The 20777-nt window shown below is 69.5% G+C and carries 25 protein-coding genes; 15 read left to right on the top strand and 10 right to left on the bottom strand.

The genetic code is table 11. From position 1 onward, the window contains the following. Window positions 1-14 precede the first annotated feature (14 nt). Complete coding sequence (locus tag ACFSJG_RS18125; protein WP_378486626.1) at window positions 15-539, bottom strand: amino-acid N-acetyltransferase; 525 nt, start codon at window positions 537-539, stop codon at window positions 15-17. A 186-nt stretch (window positions 540-725) separates the two neighbouring features. Between ACFSJG_RS18125 and pgsA the strand changes: the two genes are divergently transcribed. From pgsA to pspA, 4 genes are all read left to right on the top strand, one after another. After that, window positions 726-1343, top strand: a complete 618-nt coding sequence (pgsA, locus tag ACFSJG_RS18120) for a CDP-diacylglycerol--glycerol-3-phosphate 3-phosphatidyltransferase (protein ID WP_378486862.1) — start codon at window positions 726-728, stop codon at window positions 1341-1343. Then, window positions 1340-1840: a CinA family protein gene (locus tag ACFSJG_RS18115; protein ID WP_378486625.1), complete on the top strand. Its 501-nt coding sequence runs from the start codon at window positions 1340-1342 to the stop codon at window positions 1838-1840. Before pgsA ends, ACFSJG_RS18115 begins: the two co-directional genes overlap by 4 nt. Window positions 1841-1928: 88 nt before the next feature. Then, window positions 1929-2309, top strand: a complete 381-nt coding sequence (locus tag ACFSJG_RS18110) for a helix-turn-helix domain-containing protein (protein ID WP_378486624.1) — start codon at window positions 1929-1931, stop codon at window positions 2307-2309. A 196-nt stretch (window positions 2310-2505) separates the two neighbouring features. Continuing rightward, window positions 2506-3321: a phage shock protein PspA gene (pspA, locus tag ACFSJG_RS18105; protein ID WP_007528961.1), complete on the top strand. Its 816-nt coding sequence runs from the start codon at window positions 2506-2508 to the stop codon at window positions 3319-3321. 105 nt (window positions 3322-3426) lie between these two features. On the opposite strand, the gene ACFSJG_RS18100 is transcribed toward pspA, so the two are convergent. From ACFSJG_RS18100 to ACFSJG_RS18090, 3 genes are read right to left on the bottom strand one after another with little or no spacing between them, the layout of a single operon-like run. Beyond that, window positions 3427-4032 carry an energy-coupling factor transporter transmembrane component T family protein gene (locus tag ACFSJG_RS18100; RefSeq protein WP_378486623.1) on the bottom strand — a complete coding sequence of 202 codons (606 nt, stop codon included), beginning with the start codon at window positions 4030-4032 and terminating at the stop codon, window positions 3427-3429. Further along, complete coding sequence (locus ACFSJG_RS18095; protein ID WP_378486622.1) at window positions 4029-4709, bottom strand: energy-coupling factor ABC transporter ATP-binding protein; 681 nt, start codon at window positions 4707-4709, stop codon at window positions 4029-4031. The genes ACFSJG_RS18100 and ACFSJG_RS18095 overlap by 4 nt, the downstream gene beginning before the upstream one ends. A gap of 16 nt (window positions 4710-4725) precedes the next feature. Beyond that, a complete protein-coding gene (locus tag ACFSJG_RS18090) occupies window positions 4726-5325 on the bottom strand; it encodes a biotin transporter BioY (protein ID WP_378486621.1) in 600 nt (199 codons plus the stop codon). A 251-nt stretch (window positions 5326-5576) separates the two neighbouring features. Between ACFSJG_RS18090 and ACFSJG_RS18085 the strand changes: the two genes are divergently transcribed. The 3 genes from ACFSJG_RS18085 to ACFSJG_RS18075 all read left to right on the top strand — a co-directional run bounded on the left by ACFSJG_RS18085 (window position 5577) and on the right by ACFSJG_RS18075 (window position 7736). Next, window positions 5577-5750: a hypothetical protein gene (locus ACFSJG_RS18085; protein WP_378486620.1), complete on the top strand. Its 174-nt coding sequence runs from the start codon at window positions 5577-5579 to the stop codon at window positions 5748-5750. Between the two features lie 101 nt (window positions 5751-5851). Next, window positions 5852-7009 (top strand): MFS transporter, encoded by a 1158-nt coding sequence (locus ACFSJG_RS18080; protein ID WP_378486861.1) that lies wholly within the window; start codon window positions 5852-5854, stop codon window positions 7007-7009. 4 nt (window positions 7010-7013) lie between these two features. After that, window positions 7014-7736 carry a PIG-L deacetylase family protein gene (locus ACFSJG_RS18075; protein ID WP_378486619.1) on the top strand — a complete coding sequence of 241 codons (723 nt, stop codon included), beginning with the start codon at window positions 7014-7016 and terminating at the stop codon, window positions 7734-7736. Between the two features lie 6 nt (window positions 7737-7742). Here ACFSJG_RS18075 and ACFSJG_RS18070 read toward each other — a convergent pair whose 3' ends face one another. Next, window positions 7743-8642: a diacylglycerol kinase gene (locus ACFSJG_RS18070; RefSeq protein ID WP_378486618.1), complete on the bottom strand. Its 900-nt coding sequence runs from the start codon at window positions 8640-8642 to the stop codon at window positions 7743-7745. Next, window positions 8639-10219, bottom strand: a complete 1581-nt coding sequence (locus tag ACFSJG_RS18065; protein ID WP_378486860.1) for an FAD-binding oxidoreductase — start codon at window positions 10217-10219, stop codon at window positions 8639-8641. Before ACFSJG_RS18065 ends, ACFSJG_RS18070 begins: the two co-directional genes overlap by 4 nt. A 68-nt stretch (window positions 10220-10287) precedes the next feature. Between ACFSJG_RS18065 and ACFSJG_RS18060 the strand changes: the two genes are divergently transcribed. From ACFSJG_RS18060 to recX, 8 genes are all read left to right on the top strand, one after another. Then, complete coding sequence (locus ACFSJG_RS18060; RefSeq protein ID WP_378486617.1) at window positions 10288-10938, top strand: TetR/AcrR family transcriptional regulator; 651 nt, start codon at window positions 10288-10290, stop codon at window positions 10936-10938. Window positions 10939-10973: 35 nt separating this feature from the next. After that, window positions 10974-12482 carry a glycerol-3-phosphate dehydrogenase/oxidase gene (locus ACFSJG_RS18055; RefSeq protein WP_378486616.1) on the top strand — a complete coding sequence of 503 codons (1509 nt, stop codon included), beginning with the start codon at window positions 10974-10976 and terminating at the stop codon, window positions 12480-12482. Between the two features lie 76 nt (window positions 12483-12558). After that, window positions 12559-13089, top strand: coding sequence for a DinB family protein (locus ACFSJG_RS18050; RefSeq protein ID WP_378486615.1), 531 nt, complete (start codon window positions 12559-12561; stop codon window positions 13087-13089). A gap of 87 nt (window positions 13090-13176) precedes the next feature. After that, the gene (locus tag ACFSJG_RS18045; protein ID WP_378486614.1) at window positions 13177-14160 is read left to right on the top strand and encodes an LLM class F420-dependent oxidoreductase; all 984 of its coding nucleotides are present in this window, start codon (window positions 13177-13179) and stop codon (window positions 14158-14160) included. A gap of 25 nt (window positions 14161-14185) precedes the next feature. Then, window positions 14186-15346 carry a glycosyltransferase gene (locus ACFSJG_RS18040; protein WP_378486613.1) on the top strand — a complete coding sequence of 387 codons (1161 nt, stop codon included), beginning with the start codon at window positions 14186-14188 and terminating at the stop codon, window positions 15344-15346. 107 nt (window positions 15347-15453) lie between these two features. Then, window positions 15454-15648 carry a DUF3046 domain-containing protein gene (locus ACFSJG_RS18035; protein ID WP_378486612.1) on the top strand — a complete coding sequence of 65 codons (195 nt, stop codon included), beginning with the start codon at window positions 15454-15456 and terminating at the stop codon, window positions 15646-15648. 225 nt (window positions 15649-15873) lie between these two features. Then, complete coding sequence (gene recA / locus ACFSJG_RS18030) at window positions 15874-16917, top strand: recombinase RecA (protein ID WP_007528937.1); 1044 nt, start codon at window positions 15874-15876, stop codon at window positions 16915-16917. 7 nt (window positions 16918-16924) lie between these two features. Continuing rightward, on the top strand, window positions 16925-17560 hold the full coding sequence (recX, locus tag ACFSJG_RS18025) for a recombination regulator RecX (protein WP_378486611.1): 636 nt from the start codon (window positions 16925-16927) through the stop codon (window positions 17558-17560). Between the two features lie 37 nt (window positions 17561-17597). Here recX and ACFSJG_RS18020 read toward each other — a convergent pair whose 3' ends face one another. The 4 genes from ACFSJG_RS18020 to ACFSJG_RS18005 all read right to left on the bottom strand — a co-directional run bounded on the left by ACFSJG_RS18020 (window position 17598) and on the right by ACFSJG_RS18005 (window position 20689). After that, entirely contained in the window at window positions 17598-18122 is a 525-nt protein-coding gene (locus ACFSJG_RS18020; RefSeq protein ID WP_378486610.1) for a hypothetical protein, read from the bottom strand. 83 nt (window positions 18123-18205) lie between these two features. Continuing rightward, on the bottom strand, window positions 18206-19093 hold the full coding sequence (locus ACFSJG_RS18015; protein WP_378486609.1) for an amino acid ABC transporter permease: 888 nt from the start codon (window positions 19091-19093) through the stop codon (window positions 18206-18208). Further along, window positions 19090-19770: an amino acid ABC transporter permease gene (locus ACFSJG_RS18010; protein WP_378486608.1), complete on the bottom strand. Its 681-nt coding sequence runs from the start codon at window positions 19768-19770 to the stop codon at window positions 19090-19092. The genes ACFSJG_RS18015 and ACFSJG_RS18010 overlap by 4 nt, the downstream gene beginning before the upstream one ends. A gap of 85 nt (window positions 19771-19855) precedes the next feature. Continuing rightward, window positions 19856-20689, bottom strand: coding sequence for a glutamate ABC transporter substrate-binding protein (locus tag ACFSJG_RS18005; RefSeq protein WP_378486607.1), 834 nt, complete (start codon window positions 20687-20689; stop codon window positions 19856-19858). Window positions 20690-20777 lie beyond the last annotated feature (88 nt).

Below are 20777 nucleotides of genomic sequence, written 5' to 3'. Positions count from 1 at the left end.
CCCCCCCCCCGATCTCAGAGCGTCAGGAGCATCCGGGTGTTGCCGAGTGTGTTCGGCTTCACGTAGCTCAGGTCGAGGAACTCGGCGACACCGGTGTCGTACGACCGGCACATCTCGGCGTACACCTCCGCGGTGACGGGCGTGCCCTCGATCTCCGCGAATCCGTGGCGGCCGAAGAAATCGACCTCGAAGGTCAGCACGAACACACGTTCCAGTTCGAGTTCCCGTGCGACCTCGACGAGCCGGGCCACGACCAGGTGTCCCACGCCGCGACCCTTGACTACGGGATCGACTGCGACAGTGCGTATCTCGCCGAGATCGGCCCACAGGACGTGCAGTGCGCCGCAGCCGACGACCACCCCGTCCACCTCGGCGACCCAGAACTCCTGGACGGCCTCGTACAGGGTCACGAGGTTCTTCTCGAGAAGGATTCGGCCGGCATAGATGTCGATCAGGCGTTTGATGTCCGTGACGTCGGACGTGCGCGCGCGCCGCACGATCGGCGCGCCCGCGGCGGAGCTTTCGGAGCCTGAAGTCATGGGGTGCACAGTAGTCGTGGCGCCAACCGATATTCTGAGCCGTGTGCCGTCCCCAGTTGCCTCCCACCACCTCGACGAGGGGACCGGTCTGCGTGTCGCGCGGGGTAACCGTCGTGCGTTCGGATTCGCCGGTTTCGGGGCGGTGCGCGGATGACGGCCCGGCAGTGGGAGTCGAACGGCACCGCAATGCCAGAGGGTGACGTTCACGTGTCCGACCTGTCCGACGCCGCCCCCGCGCGACCGGTGCCGCTGCTGAACATCGCCAACGTGTTGACGGTCGTTCGCATCCTGCTCGTGCCGGTGTTCCTGATCGTGCTGTTCGTAGGGGACGGCCACGAGACGTCGTGGCGGATCGCGGCGACAGTGGTGTTCGCCGTCGCGGCGATCACCGACCGGATCGACGGGCAGCTGGCGCGCAAGTACGGGCTGGTGACCGACTTCGGCAAGCTCGCCGATCCGATCGCCGACAAGGCGCTCGTCGGCGCCGCGCTGGTCGGACTGTCCGTCCTGGGCGATCTCAGCTGGTGGGTCACCGGCATCATCGCCGCCCGCGAGATCGGGATCACCCTGCTGCGTTTCGCGGTCCTGCGGCACGGAGTCATCCCGGCCAGCCGCGGCGGCAAGGTCAAGACGCTGGTCCAGTCCCTCGCGATCGGCCTGTACCTGTTCCCGCTGTCCGGTGTGTGGGAGATCGGGGCCGCGGTCGTGATGGGGATCGCCGTCTTCCTCACCGTCGTCACCGGACTCGACTACGTGGTCCAGTCGATCCGGCTGCGCGCCGGCGTGCGCCACGCATCGCAGTGACGGATCCCCTGGTCGACGGCACCGACGCCGTCGCGCTGGTCGCAGAGCTGGCCGGGCGCGGTCAGACCCTTGCGTCGGCGGAGTCCCTGACGGCGGGACTGTTCGCCGCGACGATCGCCGGGGTTCCGGGCGCGAGCGCAGTGCTCCGCGGCGGCGTGATCGTGTACGCAACCGATCTCAAGGCCGAACTCGCCGGTGTGGCCGAGGCGACGCTCGCCGCCGACGGGCCGGTGGCCTCGTCCACGGCCGCGGAACTCGCGGCGGGCGCGGCGACGCGGTGCCGGGCCGACTGGGGTGTCGGACTGACCGGGGTCGCAGGTCCGGATCCCCAGGACGGCAAGCCTGTGGGGACGGTGTTCGTCGCCGTCGCAGGGCCGGACGGGGTCCGCATCCGGGAGCTCATGTTGCCGGGCGGTCGCTGGGAAATCCGCCGCGCCGCGGTCGACGCGGCGATGTCGGACCTCCTCGGTCGCATGCGCTCGGTCGTGTCGGGATAGGGTCGGGAACCAACTCGACGTGTCGACTCGTTGAATCAGGGTAGACGGGAAGCGTGACCGGATCGGGTGCACATGATGGAGGTGCCAGATGAGCGTGTTGTTGCGAGAAGCGCTCGGGGACAGTCTGCGGCGCACGCGGGTGGCCCAGAGCCGCACCCTGCGTGAGGTGTCGAGTTCCGCGCGGGTCAGCCTCGGGTACCTGTCCGAGGTCGAACGCGGGCGCAAGGAGGCGTCCAGCGAACTCCTCGCCGCCATTTGCGATGCCCTCGAGGTACCCCTGTCGACGGTGCTGTACGAGGTGAGCGAGACGCTGTCGGACTCCGCCGAGGACCGTTCGGCACCCGCTGCTCGGTCCGCGGCGACCTCCGGCGCCCAGGTGTCGCTGGAGAACGCGCAGTCGGCGCCTCGGATCGAGGAGGACACGCTCGTCGTCATTCCGGCGCCTCCTGCCGCGCTGGCGGCTGCGTGACGTCCGATCTGCACCGATTGTCCACCCGGCCGTCGAGGGGGCGCGCAGCCCCCGGAGCGCTGTAGATTCGACACCGGACCACCGCGTGGGGGTGGCCGCGAGCAGCAGTTGTGGGGCAGTAGCCCAATGTCGGTGCGCGACGGTCGCACACCGGGTCGCGGTTGACGCGGCAACAGACGGAGGCAGGATCAAACCAATGGCAAACCCGTTCGTCAAGGGCTGGAAGTACCTGATGGCGCTCTTCAACTCGAAGATCGACGAGAAGGCGGACCCGAAGGTTCAGATTCAGCAGGCAATCGAGGATGCGCAGCGTCAGCACCAGGCGCTCTCGCAGCAGGCCGCATCGGTGATCGGCAACCAGCGCCAGCTGGAGATGAAGCTCAGCCGTCAGCTCGACGAGGTCGAGAAGCTCAACGCCAACGCCCGTCAGGCGGTCACGCTCGCGGACCAGGCCGCGACGGCAGGCGACAACGAGAAGGCGATCCAGTACACCAACGCCGCCGAGGCGTTCGCGGCGCAGCTGGTCACCGCCGAGCAGTCCGTGGAGGACCTCAAGGTCCTGCACGACCAGTCGCTGCAGGCCGCGGCGCAGGCGAAGAAGGCCGTCGAACAGAACGCGATGACCCTCCAGGCCAAGGTCGCGGAGCGCACCAAGCTCCTCAGCCAGCTCGAGCAGGCGAAGATGCAGGAGCAGGTCAGCGATTCGCTCCGGTCAATGGACGCGACCCTCTCGGCGCCCGGCAACACGCCGAGCCTCGACGCGGTGCGCGACAAGATCGAGCGTCGCTACGCGAACGCCCTCGGCTCGGCCGAGCTCGCGCAGAACTCGGTTCAGGGCCGCATGATGGAGGTCCAGCAGGCGAGCGTCCAGATGGCCGGGCACAGCCGTCTGGAGCAGATCCGCGCCTCGATGAAGGGCGACGCGCTGCCCGCCGGTGGCACCGCGACCCCGTCGGCCGCACCTGCCACTCCGGCGGCCACCCCGAAGCCGGAGAACCCCACGGCTCAGTAGGTTGCGACCAGCCCGTCGACAACGCCGAAGGCCCCGCCTGGACGAGATGTCCCGGCGGGGCCTTCCGCATGTCGGGGCCGTTCGCTCGTTCTGCCCGCGGGAGGCTCAGTCGTCCACACCGCGAGCGGCGAGGGCCTCGCCCATCGCGTCCGCGGTCCGCAGCGCGCCGATGACCACGGGGACCGCCAACGCGCGGATCGAGAAGCCGAGGCCACGGGCCTTGCGGGCCTCCGTCACGTCGGCGACAAGTCCGCTGATCAGCGGGATGCACCGAATCGTCATCGCGAGCACGAGCCCGACACGGTCCGTGTTGACGCCGAATCGACGAAAGGGTCCGAGCAACCGGTGGATCGCATCGAGCATGTCGAGGACCCTGGTCGTCAGTGAGACGAGCGCGGCCCACGCCACGGACAGTCCGAGCACACCGACCACGACCAGGGCGCGCTGCCAGCTGGTGAACAACCACTGGAAGGCACCGACGAAGAGCAGCATCCACAGCGCGGGGCGTAGTTGGCGCAGCGCGGCACGCGGGCCGATCCGGGACAGCGCGTAGGCCGCGGCAGTGACCGCTGCGGCAGGCACGAGCTGCCAGGGTTCCCGGACACCGATCGCCATGGCCAGCAGGACCACCACGAGGATCGCGAGCTTCGTGATCGCCGGCATGCGGTGCACGAGCGAGGCGCCCGGCACGTACTGGCCGAGGGTGGTCATCCCGCGATCTTCGTGTAGTGGGCGATGGCCGCCGCGGGATTGTCGTCGGCGACCACGACGCCGCCGTCGACGACCAGTACCCGGTCGAAGTCCGCGAGCAGGTCGAGGTGGTGCGTCACGACCACCACCTGCTGGGTGAGGCCACGGAGCGTCTCGGCGACGAGGCGGGCGTTGCGGAGGTCGAGCAGCGTCGTCGGCTCGTCCGCGACGATCACCTCCGGGTCGGTCACCATGACCGCGGCGAGCGCCAGCAGTTGCTTCTGACCGCCCGACAGCAGGTGGGTTGGGTGGTCGGCGTGCCCGGCCAGACCGAACCGCTCGAGGACCGCGCGCACCCGCTCGGCACGGCCGTTCGCGTCGAGTCCGCTACGCCGGAGGGAGAACTCGATGTCCTCGGCGACCGTCGGCATGATGATCTGGTGATCGGGGTCGGTGAAGACGAAGCCGACCTTGCGGCGCACCGCGCGCCCGTCCTTCGCGGTGTCGAGACCGTCGACGAGGACCCGGCCGGACGTCGGGACCACGAGCCCGTTCACGGTGCGGGCCAACGTGGACTTGCCGCTGCCGTTGGCTCCGACGACGCCGATCCGGTGTTCTGTCAGCGTCAGGTCGACGCCGGCGAGGACGCTGCGCTCGCCGTAGGCGTGGCGGACGTTGTCGAAGCGGATCTCGGCCATCTGGTTTTCCGAGCCGTCAGGACGTGGCGGCCGGGCGCCGAGCCGCCTGGTCGGTGAGCAGCGTCGGGTATGCGCGGTGCACCTGGGCGGCGACGACCGCGGCGAGAACCGCCTTGATCAGGTCACCGGGCAGGTACGTGAGGTTCGAGCTCATCGCGGTTCCGAACGACAGGCCGCGCAGCAGCATGCCGATCGTGCCGAACAGGTACAGCACCACGACCCCGCCGAGGACGTTGATCAGGGTTCCCTTGACCACCGAGTACTTCGGAAGCATCTTCACGGTCAGCCAGCCGATGACGGCGACGGTCGGGATCCAGCCGACGAGGAAGCCCGCGGTCGCGCCGGACAGGGAGGTGAGCGACGTGCGTCCGCCTGCGAGGACGGGAAGTGCGAGGCCCAGCACGATGACCGTGAGCACGGCGAGTACACCCTTGCGCGGTCCGAGCAGCGCCCCGGCGAGGATCACGCCGAGCGACTGGAGCGTGATGGGCACGGCCGACCCGCCGATGTTGATGGTGCCCGGAAGCCCCAGGGCGATGATCAGCGCGGCGAACACCGCGACGTGAGCGAGGTCGCGGGAGGTCAGCGGGGAGGTCCCGGAGAAGCGGGCAGACACGGGTGGACTCCTAGGGCGGTGACGTGAGGTGGCGCGGCGCTCAGGTGTGGGCCGGCCCTCAGCGAGAATAGGGCAGCGCGACCGGACACTGGTCGGCCACCGTCCGGGACTCGCCCGTGGGGTGTGTCCGGGTTCACCCTGATCTTTCCCTGATCTTGCGTCTGAGCTGGTGATTTGCCACTCCGACCGTGCCAGTCTGGTGGCACAGGGCAGTCAAACTCGTGGCGGCCCGAACGGAACGGAGATCCGACGTGTTCTGGAAGATTCTCGGAGTCGTGGCGCTGGTCTGGATTGCGCTGGCCCTGGTCGGGGTCCTCGTCAAGGGGCTGTTCTGGATCCTCGCGATCAGTGCGGTCGTGTTCGGTGTGTACCTCCTAGTGAAGGCGTTCTCGGACAGCGATTCGAACGACGTGACCCGGGTCTGACCCGCCGCCGGGCGACCGGTGGCACGGTCGGGGACAGTGGAGGGGTGACGACGCCCCCGGCCGCTGCCCCGCCTGTGCTGACGAGGTCGCTGCTGCTGCTGATGGCCGTCGCCACGGGTCTGTGCGCCGGCGGGAACTACTTCAACCAGCCACTGCTCGATTCGATCGCCGCCGCGCTCGGGGTCGGGCAGTCCACGGCCGCGGTCACGGTGACCGTCGCGCAGGTCTCGTACGGGATCGGACTGTTGTTCCTGGTTCCGTTGGGGGACCTCCTGGATCGTCGTCGGCTCTCCGTCGCCCTGATGCTCCTGGCGGCGGCCGGTCAGGCCGTCAGCGGGCTGGCACCGTCGATCGGATGGCTGATGGTCGGCACCGCGGCTGCGGGGCTGTTCTCCGTCGCCGCGCAGGTCCTGGTCCCGTTCGCGGCCACTCTCGCCGAGCCCGAGCGCCGGGCCACCGCCGTCGGGACGGTGATGAGTGGCCTGCTCGTCGGCATCCTGCTGGCGCGCAGCGTCGCAGGGCTGCTGTCCGGGCTCGGTGGCTGGCAGACCGTGTACCGGGTGTCGGCGGTCGTGATGGTGGTCGTGGCGCTGACGCTGTGGAGGTCGCTGCCGAGTTCCCGGGAGCGGCACGGTCTCGGGTACGGCGGAATTCTCGCGTCGATGGGGCGGCTGCTGCGCGACCAGCCGCGGCTGCGGACCCGGAGCGTGCTCGGAGCGGTGAGCTTCGCGTCGGTGGGTGTGGTGTTCGCGACCATGGCGTTCCTGCTGGCGGGCGAGCCGTTCGGTTTCGGGGACGTCGCCATCGGGCTCGTCGGACTGGCCGGGGTGGCCGGTGCGCTCATGGCCAACGCCGCGGGGCGGCTGGCCGATCGCGGACTCGTCCAGGCGACCAGTGGTGTCGGGGCCGTGTTGCTGTGCGCCGCGTGGGGACTGTTCGCGCTGGGCGGGCAGGTGCTGCTCGCGTTCCTCGCCGCGATGGTGATCGCGGACATGGCGTTGCAGTCCGTGCACGTGAGCAACCAGAGCGTGATCTACGAGCTGGCGCCGCATGCCCGGTCACGTGTCACGTCCGTGTACATGACGTCCTATTTCATCGGTGGGGCAACGGGTTCGGCGCTCGGCTCGGTGGCGTGGGCCGCGCGCGGGTGGCCGGGGGTGTGCCTGTCCGGGCTGGCGCTCGCCGTGGTCACGGTGGCGGTGTGGCTACTCGACCTGCGTGTCGCATCGCGCGCGGCGGACGCCCGGCAGGCATGCTGACGCCATGGCACATGCATCCGTCGAGCCCGTACCCGAGGACTGGAACCGAGGCATCGTGATTGTCGCGCACCCCGACGACATCGAGTACGGATGCGCGGCGGCGGTCGCGCGGTGGACTGCACAGGGCAAGGACGTCCGCTATGTCCTCGCGACCAGCGGGGAGGCCGGCATCGACGGACTCCCCCCCGCCGAGTGCGGCCCGATCCGCGAGGCGGAGGAACACCGGTCCGCTGCCGCCGTCGGCGTCCACGAGGTGGAGTTCCTGGGCCACCCCGACGGGCGCCTCGAGTACGGACTGGACCTGCGCCGGTCCCTCGCCGGAGCGATCCGTCGGCACCGCCCGGAGCTGGTCGTCACCATGAACCACCGCGAGACCTGGGCCCCGGGCATGCGCAACAGCGCCGATCACCGCGCGGTCGGGCAGGCCGCGCTCGATGCGGTGTCCGACGCCGCGAACGAGTGGATCTTCCCGGACCTGCCCGAACCGAGGTGGACGGGTGTGCGGTGGGCCGCGGTGAACGTGATGATCGGCTACGACCACGCCGTCGACGTCACGGACGGCGTCGATGCCGCGGTCGCGTCGCTCACCGAGCACGCGCGCTACCTCGCAGCGCTGTCCGACACCCCGGTCTCCGAGCAGGCCGCGGCGCAGATCGCGATGGCGACCGGCCCCAAGGACGGCTTCCCCGCGACCCGCGCCGTCGGTTTCGAGCTGTACGCCTTCTGACGCCCGTCAGCGCACGGGTGCGCCGACGAGGACCCGTCCCGCCCCGGATACCGCCTCGACGTCGATCGGGAGTGGTGCGATCCGCTCACCGTCGGCGTACGCGACGATCCCGTCGGCAACGAGTCGGACCGACCGTGATCGGTACACGGTGACCTCGTCCAGGTCGACGTGTGTCCCCTTGTAGACGGTCGGGAACAGTCGCACGAGCTTGAACCGGCTCCCCGGAGCGACGATCACGACGTCGAGCTTGCCGTCGGTCAGCTCGGCGCCGGGTGCGATGAGCATTCCGCCACCGTACGAAGTCCCGTTGCCGAGCGAGACCATCGCCGCGTCGACGTCGAGCGTTCGGTCGTCGAGGACGATGCGATAGCGGATCGACCGCAGACCCGCCAGCTCCGCCAGCATCGCCAGGTTGTAGCGCATCGGACCGTGCGGCCAGCGCATCCGGTTCGCGCGTTCGGTGACGAGCGAGTCGAAACCACTGGCCAGGACCGTACCGAACCAGTGGACTCGGTCGTCGCCGATCGTGACTCGGCCCAGGTCGATGTCGGCGATCGTTCCGTCCGCGACGACGTCCGCGGCGGCCACCGGGTCGTCGACGGGGACGTGGAAGAGCCGTGCGTGGTCGTTGCCGGTGCCACCGGGCACGATGCCGAGCGGGACGCCGGTGCCCGCGATGGCCTGCCACGCAATGTTGATCAGGCCGTCGCCGCCGACCGCGACGAGCGCGTCGGTGCCTGCGGCCACGGCGGCGTGCGCGACGGTCAGCGCGTCGTCGGCGGTCGTGCCCTCGATGGAGGTGACCTCGAGCCCACGCTCACGCAGGCGCGCGGTCGCGGTGGCGGCGGCTTCGCGGGGGTGCCCGCCGCCCGCATGAGGATTCGTCAGCACCGTCACCGATTTCATGGGATCAGCTTGCCAGGGTTGAGGATTCCGGAGGGGTCGAGCGCATCCTTGACCGCCCGCAGGGCCGTGGCACCGAGCTCGCCGATCTCGGCGGACATCCACGGCTTGTGGTCGCGGCCGACGGCGTGGTGGTGGGTGATGGTGCCGCCCGTGGCGACGATGGCATCGCCCGCAGCCTTCTTCGCTGCCGCCCACTGTGTCAATGGATCGGCCGCCTGGGCGCAGACCACGGTGAAGTAGAGCGACGCTCCGGTCGCGTAGGTGTGCGAGATGTGACACATCACCAGCGGTGGGGTTCCCTGTGCCGCAAGCGATTCGGTCAGCGCCGTGGTGACCGCACCGCGGAGGTCGGAGAGATTCGACCAGACGGTCGCCGTCTCCAGGGTCTCGACGATCGCTCCCGCGTTGAGGAGTGCGTCGCGCTGGTAGGGTGCGTCGAACCGGCCGTGCTCCCAGGCGAGCGCGGGGGCGTCGCCGAGGTCGGTTCCGCCTGCGGCCGCGAGCAGCGCCCAGGCCTCGTCGGATCGCGCCCGAACGTGGTCGGCGGTGCCCTCGACCGTCGTGATCGCGAGGCAGCCCGCGGTGGGGCTGTCGCCGCCGATGTCGCCCGCGAGGGCGAGGTTGAGCCCGGTCTCGGCCTCGTCCGACAGTCGCATCACCGTCGGCGCCGCACCGGTCTGGACAACGGTGCGCAGCGCGGCGGCGCCGGTCGCGAAGTCGGGGAACGACCACGCCCGGTACGCGGTCGTCTCCGGTACGGGGTGCACCCGGACTGCCACCTCGGTGATGACGCCGAACGTGCCTTCCGACCCGACGAACAGTTCACGCAGGTCCGGACCTGCCGCCGAGGCGGGACCACGGCCGAGATCGAGCGATCCGGACGGGGTGGCGACGCGCAGCCGCTGCACCATGTCGTCGAAGCGGCCGTATCCGGCCGATGCCTGCCCGGACGACCTGGTGGCCGCGAATCCGCCGATGGTGGCGAACTGGAAGCTCTGTGGGAAGTGTCCGAGCGAGAATCCGTGCGCGCCGAGCAGTTCCTCGGCCTGCGGGCCGGTCAGTCCTGCCTGCAGCACGGCGATTCCGGACACGGGGTCGAGATCGACCAGGGCGTCGAGGCGACGGAGGTCGACCGCCAGAACGACGTCGAACTCGCCGCGGATCGGGTCGAGTCCGCCCACCACCGACGTGCCCCCACCGAACGGCACCACGGCGACTCCGGTGCGGGCGCACCACTGCAGCAGCGCCAGGACCTCGTCGTGCGACGCGGGCGTGACGACGGCGTCGGGCGCATCCTGGGCATCGGTCGACTTGCGTCGCAGTAGGTCCGGTGTCGACTTTCCGCCGGCGCGGCGCAGTCGGGTGGCGTCGTCGGTGTGAACGTTCTCCGCGCCGAGCAGCCACGCCAGGGCCTCGCGGTGCGCGCCCGTCAGGGCACTCGGACGCAGAGTGACATCCGATTCGCTGGGCGGCGGGGCCTGCTCGGCGTCGACGCCGAGCGCGGCACGCAGCAGCCCGAGGATCTGGGGCGAGAGTTGCTTGCGGTACTCCCCGAGTCCCCACGCGTCCCATTCCATGGTCGGGGCGGTGGTGGTCGGCCGTTCGGGTGATCCGATGGTCTCCATGCGTTACAGTCTTACATACGATGTCTATCCGTAACGAAGAATTCTCCGGCACCCCGGACGCCGCACGGCTCGTGCAGCAGTCGGGGGAGGCCGATGCCTCCGACGCGGCGCGCAGCATCGACGACCAGATCCTCGACGCGGCACGAACCTGCGTCGTCGAGTTCGGCGTTCGGCGCACCACGCTCGCCGAGATCGCTCGCCGGGCAGGCGTCAGCCGGCCCACGGTGTACCGGCGCTGGCCCGACACCGGTGCGATCGTGGCAGACCTCCTCACCCGGGAGATCGGCCACGCGATGCCGCACCCGCCGAGCGGTGGCACCGCTCGGGACCGGCTGGTGTACACGGTCGGCGGCATGACCGAGACGGTCCGCACCCATCCGCTGTTCGCGAAGATCCTGCGGTCCGACCCGGAGCTGCTCGTCACCTACATCGTCGACCGGCTCGGAACGAGCCAACGCGCGATCCTCGACCATCTGGTCCCCGCCGTGCGGGCAGGTCACGACGACGGATCGATCAGAGCGGGTGATCCCGTCGCGATCGCGGTCACCATCCTGCTCATGGCGCAGTCCGCGGTTCAGTCCGCGGGGATGGTCGCCGAGCTGGTCGCGCCGGACGCGCTCGTGGCGGAGCTCGTCGTGGCCGTCGACGCCTATCTCACCCCGCCAGCCTGATCCGTCCGTCCGATTCACCGCCACAGGAGTTCGCAGTGCACGCTCACGCCCCGACCTCACTCCACGCCGCCCGTCGTGTCAGGGAACTGTCCGGACTCGGTGACGGCGAGCCGATCGACGTCCTGGTGGTCGGCGGCGGCATCACGGGCGTCGGCGCGGCCCTCGACGCCGCGTCCCGCGGCCTGCGGACCGTGCTCGTCGAACGCCACGACCTGGCGTTCGGGACCAGTCGATGGAGCTCGAAGCTCGCACACGGTGGATTGCGCTACCTCGCCAGCGGGAACGTCGGGATCGCCCGCGAGAGTGCTGTCGAGCGAGGAATCCTCATGACCCGGACCGCTCCGCACCTGGTACGTGCGCTTCCGCAGCTCGTGCCCCTGCTTCCGTCGGTCGGCCGCGTCGAGAAGGCGCTGGTGCGTACGGGCTTCCTCGCCGGTGACGTGCTGCGCGCGACGGCTCGGACGTCGACGTCGGTGCTGCCGCGGTCCCGCCGGATCGGCGCAGCGGAGGTCGTCGACCTCGCTCCCGCGGTGCGGAGGGACGGGTTGCGCGGGGGACTGCTCGCCTTCGACGGACAGCTGATCGACGACGCCCGGCTGGTGGTCGCTCTCGCCCGGACGGCGGCGGGGCACGGTGCCCGCATCCTCACCCGCGTCGGCGCCTACGACGTCACCGGTGACTCGGCCCGGCTGCGGGACGAACTGACGGGTGAGGAGATGACGGTGCGGGCAGGCGCCGTGGTCAACGCATCCGGGGTGTGGGCGGGACAGGTCGACCCGAGCATCACGCTCAAGCCGAGCCGCGGCACCCACCTCGTCCTGGACGCCGAACGTCTCGGTAATCCCCGGGCGGCGCTCACCGTGCCGATTCCCGGCGAGACGAACCGCTTCGTGTTCGCCCTGCCCGCCCAACTGGGACGGGTCTACCTGGGCCTGACGGACGAGGCGGCGCCGGGTGAGATTCCCGACGTCCCCGTCGCCACCGAGGCGGAGATCGACTTCCTGTTGACGACCGTCAACACTGCGCTCGGCGCCGAACTGACCCGGGCGGACGTCCTCGCCACCTACGCCGGCCTGCGTCCACTGCTCGACACCGGCGACGGCGACACCGCCGATCTGTCCCGCAACCACGCCGTGCTGACGTCCGACACCGGTGTGATCAGCGTCGTCGGCGGAAAGCTGACGACCTATCGGAAGATGGCCCAGGACGCCGTCGACACGGCGGTTCGGGCGGGTCGGCTCGCCGCCGGTCCGTGCGTCACGACCAACCTGCCGCTCGTCGGTACCGGTTTCGGTGTCGGTACGGCCCGGCTTCCGGAGTCGCTTCGAGCCCGGTACGGCGCCGAATCCGCAACGGTCGCGGCTGCGGGCGAGTTGACGCCGGTCGCCGACGGTATCGACGTCACCCGTGCCGAACTGGCCTTCGCGGTGAGTCACGAGGGCGCGCTCGACGTCGGCGACCTGCTCGATCGGCGAACCAGGATCGGTCTCGTCGCCGAGGACCGGGAACGGGCGCTGGCTGCGGCGCAGGAGGCTCTCGCCTGAACAGGAACCTGTCGGTGGATGGCCGTACGGTGGGGAAGTCCGGTCACACCGCACCGATTCTCCGGGGGTTCTCGTCATGACCACAGGCTCGTCGAGTACAGCCAAGTCCGACATCCTGGAACTGCTCGCCGAGCAGCGCCGCACCTTCCTCATCGCGTATCGCGGCCTCGACGAAGCCGGTGCGCGATCGCGAACCACCGCCAGTGAGCTGACGCTGATCGCCTTGCTCAAACACGTCTCCTTCACCGAGGGCAACTGGATCCGCACGATCCGGGAGAGCGACGAGAACGCCCAGTTCGACATGGCGGAAGGCATGGCGTCCTGGGCGGTGGGCGACGACGACACCGTCGCGGCGCTGACCGCGGCCTATGCCACGATCGCGCAGCAGACCGATGCCCTGGTCGCCGGACTGGACCTGGACACGCCGGTGCCGCTGCCCACCGCCCCCTGGGCGCCCGAACGGGAGTGGTGGAGCGTGCGCAAGATCCTCATGCACGTCCTCCGGGAGACCGCGCAGCACGCCGGGCACGCCGACATCATTCGCGAGAGCCTCGACGGTGCGAACACGACCATGCAGATGGGCGCGGACGCGGGCATGGAGTTCTGACGGGACCGGGGTGTCGATCGGGCATTCCTCGCATACCGCGCACTCGCCGCGAGCGCGCCGAGGCGTACGGGAGTACCGTTGGGCGACATGAGCATTCGGCTCGGATACCAGATCCCCAACTTCAGCTACGGAACGCCGGTGCGCGAGCTGTTCCCCACCGTCGTCGCCCAGGTCCGCGAGGCGGAGGCGGCCGGTTTCGACACCGCGTTCGTGATGGACCACTTCTATCAGTTGCCCGGAATCGGCGAACCGGACGAGCCGATGCTCGAGGCGTATTCCACGCTGTCCGCGCTGGCGATGGCCACGACGGACATCGCGCTGTCGGCGCTCGTCACCGGCAACACCTACCGGAATCCGGCGATGCTCGCGAAGACCGTCACCACCCTCGATGTGGTGAGTGGCGGTCGTGCGGTCCTCGGCATCGGGGCGGGATGGTTCGAACTCGAGCACCGGCAACTCGGATACGAGTTCGGGACCTTCAGTGACCGGTTCGACCGGCTCGGTGAGGCGCTCGAGATCATCGTGCCGATGCTCCGCGGGGAGCGGCCCACCGTCGAGGGGACCTGGTATCGCACCGAGAACGCGATCAACGAGCCGCGCATCCGCGACACCCTCCCCGTTCTGCTCGGCGGGGGAGGCGAGCGCAAGACGTTCGGCTACGCGGCGCGCTACGCAGATCATCTGAACGTCATCTGCAACGCGTCGGAACTGCCGCGCAAACTCGACGCCCTCGCGGCGCGGTGCGAGGAGGTCGGGCGTGACCGTTCCACCCTCGAGACCAGCTTCCTCGCGTTCGTGATGCTCGACGAGGACGGAGAGCGGGCCCGGCAGCTGCAACGCGAGTTCCTGCTGTCCCGTGGCATCGACCTGGACACACTCGACGCCGACGCCCGCGCTGCGGCCACCGACCGCCAGTTCGTCGGCACCCCGGACGACGTCGCCGAACAGATCCAGCGTCGGGTCCTCGACAGGGGCGTCGACGGAGTTGTGATCAACCTTGTCGCCAACGGGCACCAGCCCGGGATCGTCGAGCTCGCCGGACGAACTCTCGGCCCACTCGTCTCCGGCTGACCTGCGTGTGTGGCACCCTGGTCGGATGCGCGTTGCCGTCGTCGCCGGACCCGATCCGGGCCATGCCATCCCCGCCATCGCCCTGTGCCTGAAATTCCTTGCCGCGGGCGATGATCCGGTGCTGTTCACCGGGGACAGGTGGCTCGACGCGGCACGAGGCGCGGGGATCTCGGTGCGCAAGCTCAAGGGGCTCGCCCCACGCCCGGAGGACGACGATCTCGACGCGGGCGCACGAATCCACTCGCGTGCCGCGTACATCTCGACCGAGATCCTGCCCGACCTGAGTGCGATGCTGCCGGAGCTGGTGGTGTCCGACATCCTCACCGCGGGTGGCGGGATGGCCGCGGAACGTCTCGACCTGCCGTGGGTGGAGCTGTCCCCGCATCCCCTGTACTCGCCGTCGGTGGGGCTTCCCCCGATCGGCAGCGGCCTCGCGCCCGGTGAGGGCATCCGTGGCCGCCTGCGCGACTCGATGATGCGGGCCGCGACGGCCCGGTCCATCAAGCAGGGGCTGCGCCAGCGTTCCGAGGCGCGGGTCGGCGTCGGGTTGCCCGCGCAGGACCCGGGTCCCGCGGCGCGGCTGATCGCGACCCTGCCCGCCCTCGAGGTGCCCAGACCCGACTGGCCCGAGAACGCCCACGTCGTCGGGCCACTGTTGTGGGAGCCGACTGCCGACCTGCTCGATCCGTCTCCGGGAGACGGGCCACTGGTCATGATCGCGCCGTCCACCGCGCACACCGGCGCCGAAGGAATGCTCGAGACCGCGCTCGACACGCTCGACGGTGAAGGGGTCCGGGTGGTCGCCTCGATGCTCGACGCGCCGCCGGTCGACCTGCCCGCGTGGGCGCGTGCCGGGCTCGGCCGTCAGGACGCACTGCTCGCGTCGGCCGCCGTCGTGGTGTGCGGTGGCGGGCACGGAATGCTCGCGAAGGCGCTTCTGGCCGGGGTGCCCGTCGTCACGGTCCCCGGCGGCGGCGACCAGTGGGAACTGGCCAACCGGGCGGCCCGGCAAGGGAGCGCGGTGGTGGTGCGGCCCCTGACCGCGGAGTCCCTTCGCGACGCGGTACGCCGGGTGCTCGACGATCCGTCGTTCGCGCAGGCCGCGCGACGCGCAGCGGAGACGGCTCCGGATGTCGCGGACCCGGTGGAGGTGTGCCGGGCCGTGGCAGCCGCCGCACTGTCCTGAGCATTCGCCCGTTCGCGATCGACGATCCGGCCGTTGCGTCTCGATCGACGGCTCGGCCGTTGCGTCTCGATTGACGGCTCGGCCGTCGTCACGACTACCGTGGCCGTGTGCGACTGACCGAGTTCAACGAACTGGTCCACGGCGAGTTCGGCCGGCTGTACGGCGATTCGCTGCTCGTGGACCACGTGCTGCTCAGCCTGGGTGGGAGAACCGCAGCCCAGGCGATCGAGGACGGGCACGAGCCCCGCGAGGTGTGGCGGGCGCTGTGCGCCGAGTTCGACGTGCCGCGCTCCCGCTGGTAGCCGGCCGTTCGCGGGCGCGCACGGCTCGGTTGCGTGCGACACGCTGCCCCTCGTCGCTCCACTCGAACAGGTGTTCGCCTATGCTGTGGGGGTACCCCCGTCCAGCGCGTCGGCAGAGTTTGTCGGTGCCCCCCTCTACGGTTGCGACAACACCGTGAGACCCGCTCGACCCGAGCGACTCGACACGAGTACCTGACTGCACGAGCAGCTGACCAAGGAGAACCGATGGCACCGCAGGCACATGATCGCGACAAGGCGCTCGAGCTCGCACTGGCGCAGATCGACAAGAACTTCGGCAAGGGTTCGGTGATGCGCCTCGGGGAGGAGGCGCGCCAGCCGATCTCCGTCATCCCCACCGGCTCGATCGCCCTGGACGTCGCGCTCGGCATCGGCGGTCTGCCTCGCGGCCGCGTCGTCGAGATCTACGGCCCGGAGTCCTCGGGTAAGACCACCGTCGCGCTGCACGCGGTCGCGAACGCACAGGCGGCCGGCGGCATCGCCGCGTTCATCGACGCGGAGCACGCACTCGATCCGGAGTACGCCCGCAAGCTCGGTGTCGACACCGATGCGCTGCTGGTCTCCCAGCCGGACACCGGTGAGCAGGCGCTCGAGATCGCCGACATGCTGATCCGCTCCGGCGCGCTCGACATCATCGTCGTCGACTCCGTCGCCGCGCTCGTGCCTCGTGCCGAGATCGAGGGCGAGATGGGCGACAGCCACGTCGGCCTGCAGGCACGGCTGATGAGCCAGGCGCTGCGAAAGATGACCGGTGCGCTGAACAACTCCGGTACCACGGCCATCTTCATCAACCAGCTGCGCGAGAAGATCGGCGTCATGTTCGGCTCGCCGGAGACCACCACCGGTGGTAAGGCGCTGAAGTTCTACTCGTCGGTACGTCTCGACGTGCGCCGGATCGAGACCCTGAAGGACGGCGGCGACGCGGTCGGCAACCGCACCCGTGTCAAGGTCGTCAAGAACAAGGTCTCGCCGCCGTTCAAGCAGGCCGAGTTCGACATCCTCTACGGTCAGGGCATCTCCAAGGAGGGCTCGCTGATCGACATGGGTGTCGAGCACGGGTTCATCCGCAAGTCGGGTTCCTGGTTCACCTACGAGGGCGACCAGCTGGGGCAGGGCAAGGAGAACGCCCGCAAGTTCCTGTTGGAGAACACCGACATTCGCGACGAGATCGAGAAGAAGATCAAGGAGAAGCTGGGCATCGGCGCGGACGTGACCGCCGAGGGCACCGACGACGAGCCCGTCGACTTCTAGGCCGGGTATGCATCCGGACGAGCAGCGCCGGCCCACCCGTCGTCGCTCCGGCGACGACGACACCGGGCGTGGGCGCAGCGCGCGGCGCGGCGTCGACGTCGGATCGCTCGCTCCGGCGGAACAGGAGGTGCAGGCGAAGGACCTGTGCCTGCGCCTCCTGACCGACCGTGCCCGCAGTCGCGCGGAACTGTCGAAGAAGCTGACGGACAAGGGATTCGACGGCGACGTGATCGCCCGGGTCCTCGACCGTCTCGCCGAGGTGAAGCTGGTCGACGACGCCGCGTTCGCAGCCCAGTGGGTGCATTCGCGGCACACGTACTCGGGCAAGGGCAAGCGCGCCTTGGCGATGGAACTGCGCACCAAGGGTGTCGCGCCGGACGTCGCGGCGGGAGCTCTCGACCAGATCGACGGCGACGACGAACGTGCCCGCGCCGTCGAGTTGGTGCAGCGCAAACTGCGGACCGCCTCACTGGACTTCGAGATCGACGGCCCTGGTGGGCGGAGCAGCGAGCGGGATCGTCTCGTACGTCGGCTGGTGTCGATGCTCGCGCGGCGCGGCTACCCGCAGGGCATGTCGTTCGACGTCGTGAAAGCCGAACTGGCCCGGGCCGGGTCGGAGGTCGGAGATCTCGACGGCGGCTGACGGCAGCGCGGGGGCGGAGCGGGTTCCGCTCCGGTCGTCAGAACTGCTTGACGAAGCGGTACCAGTCCCCGGCGAGGTGTTCGTAGCCGATGTCGCCGTCGTGGCGAGGCTTGCCGAGATACGGTGCGCCGCTCGGCATGTAGGCGAGTCCGACCGAGTCGATCAGCCCACCTCGGATGTAGAACAGGCAGCCGTCGTCGCCGTTCCTGTTGGTCGTCCACACGTCGTAGACGCCGATCCGTCGATCGTCGTACGAGACGGAGCATTCGGCGGCGGCGGACGTCAGTGCGCCTCTCGACAGCTGGAACCCGAGCCGGAACGGTGCATCGACCATGACAAGTCCGGCGGTGCACACGACAACGGCGGGAGCGATGACGCTCGCACGCCAGGTGCGGTAGCGGAACCAGCCGATCAGGGTGAGTGTCACCCAGACGACGCCCAACACCAGCAGCGCCGACCCGGCGAGCGCTGCGAACGGGAAGTCGACGACAGGCGGCACCGACGCCCACAGGATCACACCGCACGCGACGGCGACCAGGGCGGACAGGACCACGGCCGACACGGCCCACCAACGGGATGTGGCAGGCCGCGCCGGGACGGTCGTCGTCGCGGTCGAAGTCGACCCCGGCTCGTCTCGAGGCACCGTCACACGTTCGCGGTCAGGTCCATGCCCGGTGCCGCAGGGGGTACGGCGGGTTCCACTGTGGTGCGCCCCTTCTTGCCGCTGCGCAGCCGTTTCTCGACGTAGGTGGCGAGCGCGGACAACGCCGAGTTCAGGACGATCATGATGGCGGCGACGACCAGCAGAGCCGGAAGGTAGTTGCCGTAGAACGCGCCGAGTTGCTGGCCCGACCGGACCACCTCGACGTAGCCGATGAGGTAGCCGAGGGCCGAGTCCTTCAGGGCCACGACCATCTGGGAGATGATCGCAGGCAACATCGCGGTCACGGCCTGCGGCAGCAGGATGGTGACCATGACCTGGCTCTTACGCATACCCAACGCCTGCGCGGCCTCGGTCTGCCCCTTGGGGAGCGACAGGATTCCCGCACGCACGATCTCGGCGATCACCGAACCGTTGTAGAGCGTCAGCCCCGTCACCACCGCGGCGAGCGCGAGGTAACTCGACTTGAACACCTGGTACTCGGCGTAGACCTGGTACGCGAAGATCATCAGGATCAGCACCGGGATCGCGCGGAACAGTTCGACGACGACACCCGACACGATCCGAACGAAGCGGTGCTCGGACAGCCGGCCGATGCCGAGCAGGCCACCCAGGATCAGGGCGAGGACGATCGAGATCGCCGCCGCCACCAGAGTGCCGCGGATTCCGGGGATCAGGTACGTCGTCCACGAGGTGGACTCGAGGAACGGATCCCATTTCTCCGCAGTGAGCTGGCCTTTCTCGTCGAGCGCGCGGTACACCGCGTAGCCGACGGCGAGGAGGACCAGCGCGACGGCGACGGAGGCGAGCCGGTAGATCGTCCGGGCGCGTGGTCCCGGCGCGTCGTAGAGGACGGTGGCCTGGGCGCTCATCGGGCGACCTCCATCCGCTTCCCGAGATACCCGAAGAGCAGGCCCATCGGGAGGGTGAGAATCACGAAGCCGAGAGCGAAGATTCCGCCGACCACGAAGATCGCGGCCTCGTTCTCGATCATGGTCTTCATCAGCAGGGACGCCTCCGCGACACCGATCACCGAGGCGATCGTGGTGTTCTTGGTGAGCGCGATCAGGACGCTGCCGAGCGGGGCGATCACCGCCCGGAACGCCTGCGGCAGCACGATGAGCCGGAGGTTCTGGCCGAACGTCAACCCGAGGGAGCGCCCCGCCTCCGCCTGTCCGACGTGCACGGTGTTGATGCCCGATCGCAGCGATTCACAGACGAACGCTGCGGTGTAGACGCTCAAGCCCACTACGGCGAGGCGAAAATTGTTGTCCACCAACGATGTCGGCGAGTTCTCCGGCGCGAGGCGGATGCCCATCGTCTGGTACAGACCGAACGAGCAGAAGAGGATGATCAGCGTCAGGGGAGTGTTCCGGAACACCGTCACGTAGGCCGAACCGATCCACCGCGCGACCGGTACCGGCGAGACGCGCATGGCGGCCAGCACGGTTCCGATGACGAGTGCACCGATCGCGGACAGCACCGTCAGCTGGATCGTCGTCCAGAACGCGGAGATCAGCTGATCACCGTATTCGCTGAGCAGATCCACGGAACTCCCTCCTGCGGCTGCGCGGCCTGTGCGTGATGTGCACCCCGATCGGGGTGCACATCACGCACAGGCGCGGAGCGCGCCCCTAGTAGCGGTCGACGGTCGGCGGCGCCGGGATCTGGTACCCGGACGGTCCGACGTTCTCCTCGAGCGCGGCCTGCCACGACCCGTCGGCGATCATCGACTCGATCGCGTCGTTGATCTTGGCGCGCGTCTCGTCATCACCCTTGGCGAGCCCGATGCCGTAGTTCTCGGTGGTGAACTGCTCGCCGACGACCTTCATCTCACCGGGGTACTGCGCGGCGTAGCCCGCGAGGATCACCGCGTCGGTGGTGACCGCGTCGACCGCCCCGTTGCGCAGCGCCTCGACGCATGCGGAGTAGGTGTCGAACTCCTGCAACTGGACGTCGTTCGCGTAGGTGTCCTTGACCTTCTGCGCCGGTGTCGAGCCGGTCACCGAGCACAGCTTCTTGCCACCGTTCAGCGATTCCGGCCCGGTGATGTCCGTGTTGTCGGACCGCACGAGCAGCGACTGACCCGTCGTCAGGTAGGGGCCGGCGAAGTCGACCTTCTCCTTGCGGGCGTCGGTGATCGAATAGGTCGCGACGACGTAGTCGACCTCACCGTTCTGGATGAGCGTCTCGCGCTGAGCGGACGGCGACTCCTTGAACGTGATGCCCGAGGCGGGAACGCCGAGCTGCTCGGCGACGTACGTGGCGACGGCGACGTCGAAGCCGCTGAAGGTGCCGTCCGGGTTGCGCAGCCCGAGTCCGGGCTGGTCGAACTTGATGCCGACGGTCAGCGTGCCGGATTCTGCGCTGTCGCTGGCGCTCTTGGTCTCGTCTCCGCCGCAGGCCGTGGCGACGACGGCGATCGCGACCAGGCCGATGCCTGTTCGCAGCGCTCGGGTGATCCTCATGGTGCTCCTCTCGTTGGTGGGTTCCGGGGAGGTCTGTGGGGCCGGGTCGGCCGTCGATCGACGGCTGGGGGATCTCGATCGGTTGCGA

Origin of the sequence: Rhodococcus gannanensis (genome assembly GCF_042681175.1) — a bacterium.
In the GTDB taxonomy this organism is placed as follows: domain Bacteria; phylum Actinomycetota; class Actinomycetes; order Mycobacteriales; family Mycobacteriaceae; genus Rhodococcus_G; species Rhodococcus_G gannanensis.
This window is presented reverse-complemented; position numbering and strand designations above follow the sequence as displayed.

Excerpts from the sequence above, each read along its gene's own strand:
- ACFSJG_RS18050 (WP_378486615.1), top strand. The coding sequence starts at position 12,559 with ATGACCACAGGCTCGTCGAGTACAGCCAAGTCCGACATCCTGGAACTG.
- ACFSJG_RS18065 (WP_378486860.1), bottom strand. The coding sequence starts at position 10,219 with ATGGAATGGGACGCGTGGGGACTCGGGGAGTACCGCAAGCAACTCTCG.
- ACFSJG_RS18125 (WP_378486626.1), bottom strand. The coding sequence starts at position 539 with ATGACTTCAGGCTCCGAAAGCTCCGCCGCGGGCGCGCCGATCGTGCGG.
- recA (WP_007528937.1), top strand. The coding sequence starts at position 15,874 with ATGGCACCGCAGGCACATGATCGCGACAAGGCGCTCGAGCTCGCACTG.
- ACFSJG_RS18015 (WP_378486609.1), bottom strand. The coding sequence starts at position 19,093 with ATGAGCGCCCAGGCCACCGTCCTCTACGACGCGCCGGGACCACGCGCC.
- pspA (WP_007528961.1), top strand. The coding sequence starts at position 2,506 with ATGGCAAACCCGTTCGTCAAGGGCTGGAAGTACCTGATGGCGCTCTTC.
- ACFSJG_RS18075 (WP_378486619.1), top strand. The coding sequence starts at position 7,014 with ATGGCACATGCATCCGTCGAGCCCGTACCCGAGGACTGGAACCGAGGC.
- ACFSJG_RS18040 (WP_378486613.1), top strand. The coding sequence starts at position 14,186 with ATGCGCGTTGCCGTCGTCGCCGGACCCGATCCGGGCCATGCCATCCCC.
- ACFSJG_RS18060 (WP_378486617.1), top strand. The coding sequence starts at position 10,288 with ATGTCTATCCGTAACGAAGAATTCTCCGGCACCCCGGACGCCGCACGG.
- pgsA (WP_378486862.1), top strand. The coding sequence starts at position 726 with ATGCCAGAGGGTGACGTTCACGTGTCCGACCTGTCCGACGCCGCCCCC.
- recX (WP_378486611.1), top strand. The coding sequence starts at position 16,925 with ATGCATCCGGACGAGCAGCGCCGGCCCACCCGTCGTCGCTCCGGCGAC.
- ACFSJG_RS18070 (WP_378486618.1), bottom strand. The coding sequence starts at position 8,642 with ATGAAATCGGTGACGGTGCTGACGAATCCTCATGCGGGCGGCGGGCAC.
- ACFSJG_RS18045 (WP_378486614.1), top strand. The coding sequence starts at position 13,177 with ATGAGCATTCGGCTCGGATACCAGATCCCCAACTTCAGCTACGGAACG.
- ACFSJG_RS18100 (WP_378486623.1), bottom strand. The coding sequence starts at position 4,032 with ATGACCACCCTCGGCCAGTACGTGCCGGGCGCCTCGCTCGTGCACCGC.
- ACFSJG_RS18110 (WP_378486624.1), top strand. The coding sequence starts at position 1,929 with ATGAGCGTGTTGTTGCGAGAAGCGCTCGGGGACAGTCTGCGGCGCACG.
- ACFSJG_RS18080 (WP_378486861.1), top strand. The coding sequence starts at position 5,852 with ATGGCCGTCGCCACGGGTCTGTGCGCCGGCGGGAACTACTTCAACCAG.
- ACFSJG_RS18005 (WP_378486607.1), bottom strand. The coding sequence starts at position 20,689 with ATGAGGATCACCCGAGCGCTGCGAACAGGCATCGGCCTGGTCGCGATC.
- ACFSJG_RS18095 (WP_378486622.1), bottom strand. The coding sequence starts at position 4,709 with ATGGCCGAGATCCGCTTCGACAACGTCCGCCACGCCTACGGCGAGCGC.